A 16,564-nucleotide genomic window follows, 5' to 3' on the forward strand; every position below is an offset into this window, starting at 1 on the left:
CTTTTCCGTTACAATAGCCGGCATTAATGGCTGCTGACATCCCGACCCAGAATGGAATGCCGGCCGGAAAGGAAATGAGGGGAACTGAGATGAAGCAAGAGAAACACGGCGTATTGCTGGTGAACCTGGGCACGCCAGATGCGCCGACCTCGTCGGCGGTCAAACGCTATCTGAAGGAATTCCTCAGTGACGATCGCGTGGTCGACACGGCGCCGCTGATCTGGTGGCCGATCCTCAACGGCGCGATCTTGCCGATCCGTTCGCCGCGCGTGGCGAAGCTGTATCAGTCGGTATGGATGGAGGAGGGCTCGCCGCTGCTGGTGTACAGCCGCCGCCAACAGCGGGCGCTGGCGGCGCGTATGCCGCACACACCGGTGGAGCTGGGCATGAGTTATGGTTCGCCGAGCCTGGCGGAAGCCATCGATAAACTGCTGGCGCAGGGCGTGACCAACCTAGTGGTGCTGCCGCTCTATCCGCAATATTCCTGTTCTACCAGCGCAGCGGTGTGGGATGGCGTAGCACGGGTGCTGAAAGGCTATCGCCGCTTGCCTTCGGTGGCTTTCATTCGCGATTACGCCGAACATCCGGCTTATATCGCCGCGCTGCAGCAAAGCGTGGAGCGTTCGTTCGCCGAACATGGCCAGCCGGACCGGCTGGTGCTGTCGTTCCACGGCATCCCCAAACGCTACGCGCGGCTGGGCGATGACTACCCGCAGCGCTGCGAAGATACGCTGCGCGCGCTGAGCGCCAGGTTGCCGCTGGCGCCGGACCGGGTAATGATGACGTACCAATCGCGCTTCGGCCGCGAGCCGTGGCTGACGCCATACACCGATGAAACCCTGAAAGGGCTGCCGGCGCAGGGCGTGAAGCACATTCAGCTGATCTGCCCCGGTTTCTCGGCGGACTGTCTGGAAACGCTGGAAGAGATCAAAGAGCAGAACCGCGAGATCTTCCTCAAAGCCGGCGGCGAGAAGTTTGAGTACATCTCCGCGCTGAACGACGAGCCGGCGCATATCGATATGATGCAGCAGCTGGTGGCGCAGCGCCTCTAAACATCATGCCCGCCATCTTCCCAGCTGCAGCGTTGTTGGCGGCAACTCGAAAGCTCTAGGGTATAATTAGAATCATCGTGATCGGGCGGGAATGTGTTAACATTCTCCGCTTGTTAAACCGCCACCACCCCCAATCACATGAAATTTCCTGGTAAACGCAAGTCCAAACACTATTTTCCGGTGAACGCCCGCGATCCTCTTTTACAGCAGGCGCAGCCCGAAAGTGAAATCAGCACCTCGTATATCGTCGGCATCGACCAGACGCTGGTGGATATCGAGGCGAAGGTGGACGACGCTTTTGTCCAGCGCTACGGCCTGAGCCTGGGCCACTCTCTGGTGATTGAAGACGACGTCGCCGCGGCGCTGTATCAGGAATTGAATGAAAAAAACCTGATCACCCATCAATTCGCCGGCGGCACCATTGGCAATACCATGCACAATTATTCGGTGCTGGCGGACGACCGTTCAGTGCTGCTCGGCGTGATGTGCAGCAACGTGAAAATTGGCAGCTATGCCTATCGTTACCTGTGCAATACCTCCAGCCGTACCGACCTCAACTACCTGCAGGGCGTAGATGGGGCCATCGGTTGCTGCTTCACGCTGATCGGTGAAAACGGCGAACGCACCTTCGCCATCAACCCTGGCCAGATGAACCAGCTGCGCCCGGAAAGCATTCCTGAAGACGTGATCGCCGGCGCATCGGCGCTGGTGTTGAGCTCTTATCTGGTGCGCTGTAAGGAAGGGGAGCCGATGAAGGCCGCCACCCTGCAGGCGATCGAATACGCCAAAAAGCACGATGTGCCGGTGGTGCTGACGCTGGGCACCAAGTACGTGATCGCCGACAACCCGCAGTGGTGGCGCGATTTCCTGAAGGAAAACGTGTCGATTCTGGCGATGAACGAAGACGAAGCGCTGGAGCTGACCGGGCTGAGCGATCCGCTGACCGCGTCGGACATGGCGCTGGACTGGGTGGATTTGGTGCTGTGCACCGCCGGGCCGAATGGTCTGTATATGGCGGGCTATACCGAAGAAGCCAACAAGCGTCAGACCCAACACCCGCTGTTGCCGGGGCATATCGCCGAGTTCAACCGCTACGAGTTCAGCCGCGCCATGCGCCGCGAACACTGTGAGCATCCGTTCCGTGTCTATTCGCACATCGCGCCTTATATGGGCGGGCCGGAGAAGATCATGAACACCAACGGCGCCGGTGATGGCGCGCTGTCGGCGTTGCTGCACGATATCGCCGCCAACGGCTACCACCGCCACAACGTGCCGAACTCCAGCAAGCACGTGCGCAGTTACCTGACCTACTCCTCATTGGCGCAGGTATGCAAATACGCCAACCGCGTCAGCTACCAGGTGTTGAACCAGCATTCGCCACGCCTGACGCGCGGCCTGCCGGAGCGGGAAGACAGTCTGGAAGAGTCCTACTGGGAGCGTTAACCCACTGAAAAGAAAAGGTCCGGCAATGCCGGACCTTTTTTTGTGCGCGCGTTGCGCTTCAGATTGGGCAGCCGCCCAGCTTTTCTTCTTCGCTTAGCGTATCCAACTGCAGGATGTTCAGCATGCTGTTGGCGATCTCTCGCTCGCCCATCACCACCTGATTGGCGCCGCGATCGGTGATGTAGGCCACCTCGTCGTCGTAATGGGCGCGGGCGATGATCTCGATGTTCGGCCGTCTGGCGCGCGCCGAGGCGACGATCTCGCCGGCCTCGTAGCCGTTCGGAATGGTCAGCAACAGCCAGCGCGCGCAGTCGAGCCGCGCCAGGTCCATCACCTCCGGATTGGCGGCGTTGCCCAGTACCGTCTTGATCCCCTGTTCGCGCAGCGCTTCCACCCGCGGCCGGGAGTTCTCGATCACCACCAGCGGGATACCCGCTTCGGCCAGTTTGCCGCCCAGCAGGCTGCCGACGCGGCCGTAACCGACTACCAGCGCGTGGTTGCACATTTCCACCGGGATCTGCTTCTCTTCTTCCACCGCTTCTTCGAGGATTTGCTCTTCGATGGTTTCGGTTTTGGCCAGATAGCGCTCCAGCAGGGTGAACAACAGCGGGTTGAGCATGATAGACAGAATGGCGCCGGCCAACACCAGATTGCGGCCGTGCTCCGACATCATGCCCAGCGCGATGCCGAGGCCCGCCAGAATAAAGGCGAACTCGCCGATCTGCGCCAGGCTGGCGGAGATGGTCAGCGCGGTGCGCTTGGAGTGACCGAACATTTTCACCAGCAGGAACGCGGCGGCGGATTTGCCGAACACGATGATCGCCAGCGTCGCCAGCACCGCCAGCGGTTCGTTGAGCACGATCATCGGATCGAACAGCATGCCGACCGAGACGAAGAACAGCACGGCGAACGCGTCGCGCAGCGGCAGAGTGTCGTGCGCCGCGCGGTGGCTCAGTTCGGACTCGTTCAGCACCATACCGGCGAAGAAAGCGCCCAGCGCGAAGGAGACGTCGAACAGTTTCACTGCGCCGTAGGCGATGCCGAGCGCCAGCGCCAACACCGCCAGGGTGAACAGCTCGCGTGAACCGGTGCTGGCGGTCTTCGACAGGATCCACGGCACCAGGCGGCGGCCGACCACGATCATCAGCGCGATGAAGGCGATGACCTTACCGATGGTCAGCGCCAGCTCCATCAGTAACTGGCCGCTGCTGGCGTTATCGTTACCCAGCATATTGCCGAAAGCCGGCAGCAATACCAGCGTCAGCACCATCGCCAAATCCTCGACGATCAGCCAGCCGATGGCAATTTGCCCGCGCTGGCTGTCGATCAGCTGCCGTTCCTCCAGGGCGCGCAGCAGCACCACGGTGCTGGCGGTGGAGAGGCAAAGGCCGAACACCAGGCCGGAGATCAGATCCCAGCCGAGCAGCTTGGACAGCCCCATGCCGAGCAGGGTAGCGACGGCGATTTGCGCCACGGCGCCGGGAATGGCGATAGATTTTACTGCGAGGAGGTCTTTCAGAGAGAAGTGCAGGCCAACACCGAACATCAACAGGATAACGCCGATTTCCGCCAGTTCCGGCGCCAGTGAAGTATCGGCGACGAAACCGGGGGTGAACGGGCCGGCGAGCACCCCTGCGGCCAGATACCCCACCAGAGGGGAGATGCGCAGGCGGTTCGCCAGCATGCCGAGGAGGAAGGCGAGTACTAACCCTCCGACGATGGTGGTGATGAGCGGTGTTGAATTATGCATCCATACTCCTTCTGGCTATGCATCGCGGCACGGGAGAAACGCAACAAAGTTACGAAAAGATACATTTAGTTTATTGCATTTGTTCGCGGCTTGCTTGGCTAATTTGGCCTTTTTTGTAAAAAAGCAGAGGATTTCACTTAAGGCGCGGCAATGAGGAGATTTTGTGTCAGATAAGCCAAATAACATTGGTTTATCCGTGGGATAACCCGGATGAATAAATAATTTCATCCGGGCATTCAGCGGGGTTATTGCGCTTTATGCTCCATATTGGGCAGTAGCGCCGTGATAATGCCGATCAGCGGCAGGAAAGCACAGATTTGGTAGACCAGCTCGATACTGGTCAAATCGGCGACATAGCCAAGAACTGCCGCGCCTAACCCGCCCATACCGAAAGCAAAACCGAAGAATAAGCCGGAAACCATGCCGACTTTACCGGGGATCAGCTCCTGCGCGTAGACCAGGATGGCGGAGAACGCCGAGGCGAGAATAACCCCGATGATTACCGTCAAAATGCCGGTCCAATACAGGGATGCATAGGGTAAAACAAGGGTAAACGGTGCTGCACCGAGAATAGAGCCCCAAATAACGTATTTACGCCCGATCTTGTCGCCGAGAGGTCCGCCGATAATGGTTCCGGCCGCCACCGCGAACAGAAAGGCGAACAGGTGAATCTGGGCATTCTGCACCGAAACGCCGAACTTATGTATCAGATAAAAGGTGTAATAGCTGCTGATGCTGGCCAGATAGAAGTATTTGGAGAAAATCAGCACCAGCAGGATGCCAAGCGAGTAGGCAACGGTACGTTTTGGCAGCGGTTTCAGCATCGACGGGCTTTTTGGCTGCCCTTTAGTTGCCCGGTGCTGATGTTGATACCACTTGCTGACCTGCAGCAACACCACGATCGCCAGCAGCGCCGCCAGCGAGAACCAGGCGACGTTGCCTTTGCCGTAAGGCGCGATGATCAGCGCTGCCAGCAGCGGGCCGAGCGAGCTGCCGAAGTTGCCGCCGACCTGGAACAGCGACTGCGCCAGGCCGTGCCGCCCGCCGGAGGCCATGCGCGCCACGCGCGAGGATTCCGGGTGGAAGACCGATGAGCCGGTGCCCACCAGCGCCGCCGCCAGCAGCACCAGCGGGAAGGTGCCGGCCACCGACAGCAGCAGCAGACCGGACAGGGTGAAGCCCATACCGATCGGCAGCGAGTAAGGCTGCGGATGTTTGTCGGTGTAATAGCCGATCAGCGGCTGCAGCAGTGAAGCCGTCAGCTGATAGGTGAGGGTGATCATGCCGATCTGCACGAAACTGAGGTGAAAATCGGCTTGCAGGATCGGGTAAATCGCCAGGATCAGCGACTGGATCATATCGTTGAGCAGGTGAGACACGCTGATGGCGCCAAGAATGGAGAAGGCGGTTCCCTTCACCGCACTGCCCTTGGCGGGCGGCATCGCGCTTTGGCTACTGTCGGTCATATTATTATTAGCCTGATAAGTTATTGAGCACAGAGATGACATCTTAGGCAGGGCGCTCAATTTTTACCATATCTGAAATAATCAGACTTACATCGCAAAAATTTGAAATCAGTTGTCATTAATTCGCGCTACAATTTCGTCCTCATCATAAAAGTCATTTAATACACGGAGATCCGCCATGCGTTTTTCGCTGAAAACCACCGCATGCGCGTTGGCCGTTTCCCTGACCTTGCTGTCGGGGGCCGCCAGTGCCTGGGAAAAGGATAAGACTTACGCCATCACCATTCTGCATACCAACGACCACCACGGTCACTTCTGGCAGAACGATTATGGCGAATACGGCCTGGGCGCGCAGAAAACGCTGGTGGACGGCATCCGTCAGGAAGTGGCGGCGCAGGGCGGCAGCCTGTTGTTGCTGTCCGGTGGCGATATCAACACCGGCGTGCCGGAATCGGATCTGCAGGACGCCGAGCCGGACTTCCGCGGCATGAACCTGGTGGGTTACGACGCGATGGCGATCGGCAACCACGAATTTGACAACCCGCTGAGCGTACTGCGCCAGCAGGAGAAATGGGCGACCTTCCCGCTGCTGTCCGCCAACATCTATCAGAAAAGCACCGGCCAGCGGCTGTTTAAGCCTTACGCCTTGTTCGACAAGCAGGGCATCAAGATCGCGGTGATCGGCCTGACGACCGATGACACCGCGAAAATGGGCAACCCGGAATACTTCACCGACATCGAGTTCCGCGTGCCGGCGCCGGAGGCGAAGCAGGTGGTGGAGCAATTGCGCAAGGACGAGAAACCGGACGTGATCATCGCCGCTACCCACATGGGGCACTACGACAACGGCGAACACGGCTCCAACGCGCCGGGCGACGTGGAGATGGCGCGCAGCCTGCCGGCCGGGTATCTGGACATGATCGTCGGCGGTCATTCGCAGGATCCGGTGTGCATGGCCGGCGATAACCGCAAACAGGTGGACTATGTGCCGGGCACGCCGTGCTCGCCGGATCGCCAGAACGGCACCTGGATCGTGCAGGCGCATGAGTGGGGCAAATATGTGGGCCGCGCCGATTTCGAATTCCGCAACGGTGAGCTGAAGCTGGTGCATTATCAGCTGATCCCGGTGAACCTGAAGAAGAAAGTGGAGAAGGCGGACGGCACCAGCGAGCGAGTGTATTACACCCGGCAGATCGCGGAAGATCCGACCATGATGAAGCTGCTGACGCCGTTCCAGGAAAAGGGCAAGGAGCAGCTGAGCGTGAAGATCGGCAGCGTCAACGGCAAGCTGGAGGGCGATCGCAGCAAGGTGCGCTTCGTGCAGACCAACCTGGCGCGGGTGATGTTGGCGGCGCAGATGGAACGTGCCGACGCCGACTTCGCCGTCATGAGCGGCGGCGGGGTGCGCGATTCCATTGAAAGCGGCGATATCACCTACAAGAACGTGCTCAAGGTGCAGCCGTTCGGCAACACCCTGGTGCATGTCGATATGAAAGGCAGCGAGATTGAGCAGTACCTGGCGGTGGTGGCCAACATGAAGCCGGATTCCGGCGCCTACGCTCAGTTCGCCAACGTCAGCCTGGTGGCGGACGGCAAGGGCGTCAGCGAGGTGAAGATCAACGGCCAACCGCTGCAGGCGGATAAAACCTACCGCATGGCGACGTTGAATTTCAACGCGTTGGGCGGCGACGGTTATCCGAAGCTGGACGGGCTGCCGAGCTACGTCAACACCGGCTTTATCGACGCCGAGGTGCTGAAGCAATACATCGAGAAGCACTCGCCGCTGGATGCGGCGGCCTACGAGCCGAAGGGCGAGATCGTTTATAAATAACACCGTACCGGAACGGCGTTTCTCGCTTGTCGCGGGGGCGCCGTTCTCGCCGTCGCTTTTCCCCTCTCCATCAGCGTGTTCTGCTGGCGTTGCCGTTTTAGCCGGCACCTTACTTTCTTCTCTCCATATACGCCCTCGGCGGGCACCCCACCATATTCTTGAAAAAAGTGGCGAAGGCGCTGTCGCTGGAAAACGCCAGCCGACCGGCGACGTCGGATTGGCTCAGCCCTGCGGCCAGCATCTCTATCGCTTTGATCAGCCGCCATTGCTGGCGCCATTGCTGATAACCGAGGCCGGTTTCGCGGCGGAAAATCCGGCTGATGGTTTTCTCGGAAGCGCCGCTATAGCGCGATAGCTCGTACAGCGGTGGAAGCATGTCCAGATTGGCCAGATGGCGCAGGCGCCGATCGCTGGGCAGCGGCAGCAACGTCAGTTCGCGCGGCGCGGCGGCGATTTCGTCCAGGCAGACCGCCAGAATATTGGCGTAAGGCCCATGTTGCCAGTCGGTGTCGAAGGCGGCGAATGCGATGCGCTCCAACACTTCGCGCAGCAGCGGCGAGGCTGTCAGTACGGCAAGTTGTGCAGGCAGACAGGCATAGCGCTCGGCGTCGAGATAAAGCGAACGGTAACCGACTACGCCGTTGACCTGAACGCGGTGAGCCACTTGCGGCGGGATCCAGGCCACTCTGCCCGGCGGCAGCATGCAGATGCTTTGGTTGAGCGTGATTCGCATGCTGCCTTGCTGACAGAACAGCAACTGGCCCCTGTCATGCCAATGCGTGCCCGAGTCGTGCTGCGCCAGTTCGGCGGCGATCCCGAGCACGCCGTTGTCGAGCGTATCCGGATTAAAACTGTCCTGCGCCTGAAGCCACGCCATAGTATGTCCGATTTTGTAAATTTATTGTCTTTTATATTGTAATCGTCTCCGGGGAGCCGATGCTACCGTGTGCAGCTTATTCTTGGCTACAGGATCTGTTATGCAACGTAAACTGACTCTGACATTGGCGACGTCGATGATGATGTTTCCCCAGGTGGTGGAGACCATCTACAGCCCGGCATTGACGCACATTGCGCACGGTTTCCGGGTGAGTGCGGAAATGGCGGCGCAAACGCTCTCTTGTTACTTTTTTGCCTTTGCGTTGGGCGTGGTGGTATGGGGACGGATGTGCGACGTCATCGGGCGCCGCCCAACCATTTTGGCCGGGCTGACGCTCTATCTGCTGGCTTCTATCGTCGCGCTGTTCAGCGGCAGCTTCAGCGTGCTGCTGGCGGCGCGGGTGCTGGCCGCCTTTGGCGCGGCGGTCGGTTCGGTCGGGACGCAAACGGTGATTCGCGATCGCTTCGACGGTTATGAATTGGCGCGGATGTTCTCGGTGATGGGGATCGCCATGGCGATCAGCCCGGCGGTTGGCGTGTTGAGCGGCGCAGTGCTGACCCACTACTGGGGCTATCAGGGGGTGTTTGGCGGTTTGGCGCTGTTGGCGGCGCTGTTGCTGGGCTATGCCGGTTGGCAACTGCCGGAGACGCGTCCGCAGCAGGTGGTGAGGAATGCATTTTTCGGCACGCTGGGAAGGATGATCAAGGACGGGGATATTTGGCTCAGTGCGCTGTTGGTGGCGTTGTTCAATATTTGCATGTTCAGCTATTACCAGCTGGCGCCATTCCACTTCTCGGCGTTGGAACTGCCGGCGCAGTGGTTCGGTTATACCGGTTTGGTGTTGGCGGCCGGGGTGGGTATCGGCGCGGCGATCAACACGTTTTTGATCGGCAAACACTGGCTGTTCCCCGCGTTGTTGATGCTGGCCTGCGCGTTGTCGCTGACCGGCGGCCTGCTGGTACTGCTGCTGGAAGGGACTTTGTGGTTTGTTCTGCCGATGATGCTGGTGGTGATGGCGTACGGCATCGCCATTCCCAATATTCTGGCGCGTGCGCTGCGCCATTATAAAGACTGCATCGGCACCGCCGGCGCTATCCTTGGCCTGATGTATTACCTGATGCTCGGCGGTGGCTTGGTGCTGGCGGGGCTGTCGCAGCACCTGGGCGCCGTGCTGTCGCTCTGCAGCCTCTGCGTGCTGCTGTTGGCGTGGCGAGTGGTACACAACGAACGCCGTTTGGCGTTGCCGGAAAGTGTCTGAGTAACGAGTTGTGCCTGGCGCAGCAAGTTGGAAGTCTCGCCGTCGCCGCCTTCCAATGGTAGCCTGAGCAACCATTTGGTTTTGATAACGCAAACAGGAAGATGACATGTTGAAAACCGCAGGCTGGCTGCTGCCCGCCATTGTGGCGCTGGCGGGGTGTTCGTCATCCGGCGCGCGCCATGGACAAACTCTCGACGAGGCGCTGGCGGCCATCGGCCAGAACCAGGCGTTGGTTGGGGCATCAAGCGGTGTGATGGTGCGCGACGTCGACAGCGGCCAAGTGTTGTATCAGGCGCACGCGGATCAGCGCCTGGCGCCGGCTTCCAACATGAAGGTGTTCACCTCTCTGGCGGCGTTCGACGTGCTGGGGGCGGATTACCGTTTTGCCACCCGGCTGCTGGCCCGCGGTAAACAGCGCGGCGACACGTTGCAGGGGGATCTCTATCTGCAGGGCAGCGGCGATCCTACGCTGCACCCGGACGATCTCGACACCTTCGCCGCCGCGCTGGCGCAGCGCGGCATCCGCCATATTCATGGGCGACTGATCCTGGACGCCAGCGCGTTCGATCAAACGCCATTCGGCGCCGGCTGGAGCTGGGACGATGAACCCTTCGCCTTCGCCGCGCCGATCTCGGCGCTGAACTACGCCTTTACCCCCGGCGGCGATATCAACGTGGTGCAGGTGGAGGTGCAGCCGGGCGCCCGCGCCGGCACGCCGGGGCGGGTGAGCTTCTATCCCGCCAATGACGCAGTGACGCTGGTCAACCGCACCACCACCGGCGGCGACACCGCGCTGGCGTTCGACCGCCAGCCGGGCAGCAACCGAATCGTGGTCAGCGGCACCATTGCCGCGCAGGCGGAGACCCGCTCGCGATTGATCACCGTCGATCAACCGGCCCGCGTCGTCGGCGCCTTATTGCAAAATGCCCTGCGCGCGCACGGCATCACGCTGCGCGGCGAAGCGACAGAGGGCGTCACCCCTATGGATGCTCGGCTGCTGGCCGAGAAAACTTCGCCGCCGCTCTCCCGCCTGGTCGTCACCTTCCTGAAGGTGTCCAACAACGGCTACGGCGAGATATTGACCAAAACGATGGGCCGCAAGACGCAGGGCAAAGGGGATTGGGCCGCCGGTCTGCAGGCGATTGGCCGGTTTGTGCAAAGCCAGGGCATCGCGGCCGGCGCGTACCGTCAGGTAGACGGTTCCGGGCTGTCGCGCATGAATCAGATCACGCCGCAGCAGTTGACGACGCTGCTGCTGGCGGCCAGAAAACAGCCGTGGTTCGCCGACTGGTACAATGCCTTGCCCGTCGCGGGCGAGCCGGGGTTGCTGGTGGGCGGCACGCTGAGCAACCGCATGGTGAAGAGCGCGGCGGCGGGGCGCGCCCACGCCAAGAGCGGTTCGTTGACCGGGGTGTCGTCGCTCAGCGGCTATGTCGATTCGGCGACCGGGCGGCCGCTGGCGTTCGCCATCATCAGCAACAACTATCTGGTGCCCGGCGCGGAGGTGAAGGCGCTGGAGGACCGCCTGGTGGAGACGCTGGCGGCCTGTGACGCCACGGTGGTGTGCCGTTGAGAGCGCGGCGTCAGTCGCGTTTGGCGATGTCGGCGAAGCTGCCGGCCAGCAGGCGGCACAGATCGGCGGCGGCCAGCTCGATGTCCAGCCCGCGCTTGCCGCCGGAAACGTAGATGGTGGTGAACGCTTGCGCCGGGCTGTCGATCACCGTCGGCAGCCGTTTTTTCTGCCCCAGCGGGCTGATGCCGCCCACCAGATAGCCGGTGACGCGCTGCGCCAGCTGCGGATCGGCCATTTCGGCCTTTTTGGCGCCGAGGGCGCGGGCGACCTTTTTCAGATCCAGCTGAGTGGCGACCGGCGTGACCGCCACCGCCAGGTGTTTGGCGTCGCCGTTCAGCGCCACCAGCAGGGTTTTGTAGACCCGATCGGCATCCAGCCCCAGCTTTCTTACCGCTTCGTCGCCGAAATGAGTTTCGTCGCTGTCGTGGTGATAAGGATGAAGGGTGAAGGTGACCTTTTGTTTCTCAAGCAGAACGACTGCGGGCGTCATGATGTTTTGTCCAAAATGTCCCCTGCGGGGAAAGGGTGATAATCAGTCTTAAAAATACAAAAATCCAACCGGCCCGGCAACCTGAGCGGCTGTTACATAAAGCGGGTTGCCAAGATATTCACCGGGTTGCTACCCTGTTTATTGTAACCGTTAACACGGTTGCTATGCGTATAACTAGAATACAAGAAATTCCTCTTTGACTGGCCAATAGCGATATTGGCCTCTTTTTTAGCCCTGCGGCTGCAACATCATCGGCAGATTGTCCTCGCCATACAGGTGCAACGCGCCGACCGCCACCACATAGTCACCGGCCGGCAGCGCCTCCAGCTGACGCCGCCAGTCGCGATTGCGCTGATGCATCAACACGTCGTACAACCCGGCGCTGAAAGTGGCAGGCAGGGTGTCCAGCGCGCCGCGCGGTTTGGCGTCCAGCCACCAGCTCACCATGGTTTGCAGCAGCCGTGCGTTGGTGTGCCAGTGTTCCAGCGTATCGCGCAGCAGCGCGATGCCGCCCTCCGGCAGCTGTTCCAGCATCGCCAACTGCTGTTGCGCCCCCTCCAGCTCGATCACCGGTTTGTCCTGTGCCTTGGCGGCCTGCAGCAGCTGATAGTCCACGCCGTACTCTGCCCGCAGCCCCAGACGCTGGGCCTGGCGCGCCTGCATCATCAGCGCCACCTGCCAGCCGGGCAGCGTGGCGAAGGCGTGCGGATCGGCGCCCAGCTCATGGCACAGCGTCAGCAGCTGTTGAAATTCCTCGGCGGACAGGCGTTGTTCCAGCTCCGGCTGTTGCTCGGCGTGGTCGAAAGGGGAAGCGGCGTCGGTGATATCGGCTTCGACGATCAGCGCGTCGGCCTGTTGCAGCCGGGCGGCCAGTCGGGCCGGCAGCGGCGACATATCGACGGTGCCCATATGGATACTGCCCACCAGATGCAGGCGACGATCGCCCGGCAGGGTGATGTCCAGCGCCGGGTAGGCGTAACTCTTGGGCGAGATCAGGCCGAGAAAGGCGGCGAGGCGGCGTAACAGTTGACCCATACGGCGTGGCTCCTGGATAACGGGTGCGCGTTTCAGCGTGAAAGGCGAGGGAAAATCGTCATTCATGCTAAACGCTATCCGCCGCGCTGGAAAGCCCGGAAAACAGCGGGGCGCCATGACGGCACCCCGGGGGATCACTTCCTGGGTTTAAAGCGCAGCAGCCGGTTGGCGTTGCTGACCACGGTAATCGATGACAGCGCCATCGCCGCACCCGCCACCACTGGGCTGAGCAACGCACCGGTCAGCGGGTAGAGCACGCCGGCGGCGATCGGAATGCCCAGCGTATTGTAGATAAAGGCGCCGAACAGGTTCTGCTTCATGTTGCGCAGCGTGGCCTTCGACAGCGCCACCGCATCTGCCACACCGTGCAGGCTGTGGCGCATCAGGGTGATGGCGGCGGTCTCGATGGCGATATCGCTGCCACCGCCCATCGCGATGCCCACGTCGGCCTGCGCCAGCGCCGGGGCGTCGTTGATGCCGTCACCGACCATCGCCACGCGGCGGCCCTGCGCCTGCAACTGCTTGATCGCCGCCGCTTTGCCGTCCGGCAGCACCCCGGCAATCACCCGATCGATGCCGGCCTCTTTGGCGATGGCGTTGGCGGTCACCGGGTTGTCGCCGGTCAGCATCACCAGCTGATACCCCTGCTGGTGCAGACGTTGCAGCGCCGCGACGCTGTCCTCGCGCAGCGGATCGCGAATGGCGAACAGCGCGGCCGGTTTACCGTCAACGGCCAGCAGCACCGGCGTCACGCCGCGTTCGGCCTGGGCGCGCATCGGCGCGTCCAGTTCGGCGGTCGCGACCTGATGCTGTTCCAGCAGCGCGGCGTTGCCCAGCAGCAGCGGCACGCCGTCGATTTCCCCGCTGACGCCGGCGCCGCGCAGGGTGCGGAACTGCGCTACCTGCGGCAGCGTTTGCCCGGCGGCGCGTTCCATGATGGCGCGCGCCAGCGGGTGGTTGGAGCCTTGCTCCAGCGCGGCGGCCCAGCCGATCGCCTGTTGTTCGCTGACCTGATTGAAGGTCAGGATCTCCACCACCTGCGGCTTTCCTTCGGTCAGGGTGCCGGTTTTGTCGAACACCAGGGTGTCCAGCTGGCTGGCTTGCTGCAGGGCGTCGGCGTCACGTACCAGCACGCCGAACTCCGCCGCGCGGCCGACGCCGGAGATGATCGACATCGGTGTCGCCAATCCCAACGCGCAAGGGCAGGCGATGATCAGCACCGTGGTGGCGATCACCAGGGTATAGACCAGCTGCGGCTGCGGGCCGAAGAAGTACCACATCGCCGCGCTGAACAGGGCGATAGCCACCACCGCCGGCACGAACACCGCCGAGACGCGGTCAGCCAGCTGGCCGATCGCCGGTTTGCTGCTCTGTGCCTGACGCACCAACTTGATGATGCGCGCCAGCGTGGTTTGGCTGCCGATGGCGGCGGCGCGGAACAGCACGCTGCCGTCGTCGACCACCGTCCCGGCATGCACCGTGTCGCCGGGGCCTTTTTGCTGCGGCACGGCTTCACCGGTCAGCATCGCTTCATCGAGCCAGACTTCGCCCTGCACGATTTCGCCGTCGACCGGCACGCGGTCGCCGGTGGCCAGCCGCAGCGTCATACCGAGCTGCACCTCCGCCAGCGGAATGTCGCGTTCGCCGTCGTCGCTCACCAGCCGCGCGGTGGGCGGCGTCAGATCCAGCAACCGCTCCAGCGCCTGTGAAGAACGCTGACGAGCGCGCTGTTCCAGCGCATGGCCGAGGTTGATCAAACCGATGATCATCGCGCTGGCCTCGTAATAGAGGTGGCGTGCTTCCATCGGGAAGAAATCGGGCCAAATGTTGACGGCGATCGAGTAGAGCCAGGCGGCGCCGGTACCGAGCGCCACCAGGGTATCCATGGTGGCGCTGCCGTTCATCAGCGCGCGCCAGGCGTTGCGGTAGAAGTGCCCGCCGGCGAACACCATCACCGCCAGGGTGATCATGCCGACCAGCAGCCACGGGCGCTGGGTTTCCGGCGTCAGCGTCATGCTGCCGCCGAACAGCCCCCAGGCCATCAGCGGGACGCCCAACGCCAGACCGAGTGCTGCCTGCCAGCTAAAGCGCCTCATGTTGGCGCGCGCGGTCTGCTGCTGGCGTTCGCGGCGTTCGGTTTCGTCCTGGATCATCTCGGCGCCGTAGCCGGCTTTTTCCACCGCCGCCACCAGCGCCTGCGCATCGGCGGCGCCGGTCACCAGTGCGCTGCGCTCCGCCAGGTTGACGCGCGCGTGCTCCACGCCGGGCACGTTTTGCAGCGCCTGCTGCACCTTATTGACGCAGCTGGCGCAGGTCATGCCGCTGAGCAGCAGCTGCACGCTGTCGTCCGCGCCGTCGGTTGCCGGAAGGGGAAGCTGCGCCGCTGGCTGAACGTCCGGCAACGAAGGTGTTGCGTCAGTCAACGGCTCAGTTTTTGGGACGACGGTACCCGCCACGCTGGCGTGATAACCGGCATGTTCCACCGCGGCGATCAGCGCCTGCGGATCGGCATCGCCGTACACTTTCGCGCTGTCGACATCGACCTCGGCGGCGAACACGCCCGGCACCGCTTCCAGCGCTTTGCGGGTGCTGCCGACGCAGTGCATGCAGCTCAGGCCGCTCAGCTGCAGTTCGGTATCGGCACGCGGCGCGACTTCGGCCTGATAACCGGCGGCGATCACGCTGTCGATCAGCGCGCTGTCCGGCGCTTCGCCGGTCACTTTGGCGTAATGCACGTTAACGTCGGCCTGTTCGACATCACTGCGGCTTTCCAGGGCTTTTTTCACCCGCTGCGCGCAGTTCATGCAGGACAACCCCTGCAATGACAGCATAGTGGTGTGTGACATGATTTGACTCCTTGCTTAAAGGCGGTGTTGAAACGGCCACCGCAGGATCTGTTTTTATTAAGAGCAGAGGTTAAACCTTCCAGCAAGGGAAAGGTCAAGGCGGTTTTTCACCTGCGGGGAATGACGGTGGTTTTACATTGTATAACAAGGAATTATATCGGCGGCAGCGCGGTCGTGTTACCCAGACCGTGCCGCCGCGCTGGGGTTACAGCACGAAGGGAATGAAACACTTCACCTGGCGTTTATAGTTGCGCCAGACCTCACCGTAGCGCTTCTCGGCCATTTTCTCGCTTTTGGGGATGGCGTCGGCGAAATACTGAACCAGGTTGGTCAGCGGTGCGACAAGGCCAAACAGGTTGCCGGCGAGCAGCCCGAAGCTGATGAAAATAAGGAAGTCGCCGAAATAATTCGGATGGCGCGCCAGCCCCCAGAAGCCGCTGTTCAGCAGCCGGCCTTTATTGTTCGGATCCTGTTTGAAGCGCCGCTTTTGGTAATCGCTGCCGAAGTGGAACAGCGTGCCGATCAGGTAGACGCCAATGGCCAGCCATTGCAGCGCACTCCACGGCCCCTGCAGCTTGCTGGCCCAGTAGAAGGGCAGGCAATACAGGCCGCCGAAGATCATGACCATCATCACCGCCAGCCACGGTACCTGCTGTGTGGGCATCACGTCCTTGAGTTTGGCGGCGGCGGTGTTGCCGTACCAGCGTGTCAGCACGATGTTCATGCGCAGCAGGTACAGGCCGACCAGGACGAGGATCAGGGCTTTGTGGCTCAGATCGCCCTCGCCGAAATAGCAATAGACCAGGGTAACCGGCCCCATGGCGTTGAACCCCCACAGGAACATCGGGCGAGTGTCCTGCGCGCCGCGGCTGGTGATAAACGCCAGCAGCGCAAGGACCAACAAGACAACGGCCAAAGCCATCCATACGTTCATTGTGTTCTC

12 protein-coding genes are annotated in these 16,564 nt (G+C 61.6%); 5 read left to right on the plus strand and 7 right to left on the minus strand.

What is annotated here, in order from left to right:
* Nucleotides 1-89: 89 nt before the first annotated feature.
* Together hemH and BHU62_RS04080 are read left to right on the plus strand one after the other, a co-directional pair.
* Nucleotides 90-1,052, plus strand: coding sequence for a ferrochelatase (gene hemH, locus BHU62_RS04075; RefSeq protein WP_139282246.1), 963 nt, complete (start codon nucleotides 90-92; stop codon nucleotides 1,050-1,052).
* A 138-nt stretch (nucleotides 1,053-1,190) separates the two neighbouring features.
* Nucleotides 1,191-2,495 (plus strand): inosine/guanosine kinase, encoded by a 1,305-nt coding sequence (locus BHU62_RS04080; RefSeq protein ID WP_073529276.1) that lies wholly within the window; start codon nucleotides 1,191-1,193, stop codon nucleotides 2,493-2,495.
* A 58-nt stretch (nucleotides 2,496-2,553) separates the two neighbouring features.
* On the opposite strand, the gene ybaL is transcribed toward BHU62_RS04080, so the two are convergent.
* Nucleotides 2,554-4,245 carry a YbaL family putative K(+) efflux transporter gene (ybaL, locus tag BHU62_RS04085; RefSeq protein ID WP_073529277.1) on the minus strand — a complete coding sequence of 564 codons (1,692 nt, stop codon included), beginning with the start codon at nucleotides 4,243-4,245 and terminating at the stop codon, nucleotides 2,554-2,556.
* 245 nt (nucleotides 4,246-4,490) lie between these two features.
* Nucleotides 4,491-5,711 (minus strand): MFS transporter, encoded by a 1,221-nt coding sequence (locus BHU62_RS04090; protein WP_073529278.1) that lies wholly within the window; start codon nucleotides 5,709-5,711, stop codon nucleotides 4,491-4,493.
* 178 nt (nucleotides 5,712-5,889) lie between these two features.
* On the opposite strand from BHU62_RS04090, the gene ushA reads away from it, so the two are divergent.
* Nucleotides 5,890-7,542: a bifunctional UDP-sugar hydrolase/5'-nucleotidase UshA gene (ushA, locus tag BHU62_RS04095; protein ID WP_073529279.1), complete on the plus strand. Its 1,653-nt coding sequence runs from the start codon at nucleotides 5,890-5,892 to the stop codon at nucleotides 7,540-7,542.
* 109 nt (nucleotides 7,543-7,651) lie between these two features.
* On the opposite strand, the gene BHU62_RS04100 is transcribed toward ushA, so the two are convergent.
* Nucleotides 7,652-8,419 (minus strand): AraC family transcriptional regulator, encoded by a 768-nt coding sequence (locus tag BHU62_RS04100; RefSeq protein ID WP_073529280.1) that lies wholly within the window; start codon nucleotides 8,417-8,419, stop codon nucleotides 7,652-7,654.
* A gap of 100 nt (nucleotides 8,420-8,519) precedes the next feature.
* On the opposite strand from BHU62_RS04100, the gene BHU62_RS04105 reads away from it, so the two are divergent.
* Complete coding sequence (locus tag BHU62_RS04105) at nucleotides 8,520-9,677, plus strand: multidrug effflux MFS transporter (protein WP_073529281.1); 1,158 nt, start codon at nucleotides 8,520-8,522, stop codon at nucleotides 9,675-9,677.
* 106 nt (nucleotides 9,678-9,783) lie between these two features.
* Complete coding sequence (gene dacB / locus BHU62_RS04110; protein WP_073529282.1) at nucleotides 9,784-11,250, plus strand: D-alanyl-D-alanine carboxypeptidase/D-alanyl-D-alanine-endopeptidase; 1,467 nt, start codon at nucleotides 9,784-9,786, stop codon at nucleotides 11,248-11,250.
* A gap of 10 nt (nucleotides 11,251-11,260) precedes the next feature.
* On the opposite strand, the gene ybaK is transcribed toward dacB, so the two are convergent.
* From ybaK to BHU62_RS04130, 4 genes are all read right to left on the minus strand, one after another.
* Nucleotides 11,261-11,740, minus strand: a complete 480-nt coding sequence (gene ybaK, locus BHU62_RS04115) for a Cys-tRNA(Pro)/Cys-tRNA(Cys) deacylase YbaK (RefSeq protein ID WP_073529283.1) — start codon at nucleotides 11,738-11,740, stop codon at nucleotides 11,261-11,263.
* A 228-nt stretch (nucleotides 11,741-11,968) separates the two neighbouring features.
* Complete coding sequence (locus BHU62_RS04120; RefSeq protein ID WP_073529284.1) at nucleotides 11,969-12,775, minus strand: TraB/GumN family protein; 807 nt, start codon at nucleotides 12,773-12,775, stop codon at nucleotides 11,969-11,971.
* Nucleotides 12,776-12,909: 134 nt separating this feature from the next.
* Nucleotides 12,910-15,621 (minus strand): copper-exporting P-type ATPase CopA, encoded by a 2,712-nt coding sequence (gene copA, locus BHU62_RS04125; protein WP_073529285.1) that lies wholly within the window; start codon nucleotides 15,619-15,621, stop codon nucleotides 12,910-12,912.
* Nucleotides 15,622-15,826: 205 nt separating this feature from the next.
* Entirely contained in the window at nucleotides 15,827-16,555 is a 729-nt protein-coding gene (locus BHU62_RS04130; protein ID WP_073529286.1) for a DUF1295 domain-containing protein, read from the minus strand.
* Nucleotides 16,556-16,564 lie beyond the last annotated feature (9 nt).

The organism is Serratia marcescens (assembly GCF_001902635.1).
Taxonomy (GTDB): Bacteria; Pseudomonadota; Gammaproteobacteria; order Enterobacterales; family Enterobacteriaceae; genus Serratia; species Serratia marcescens_F.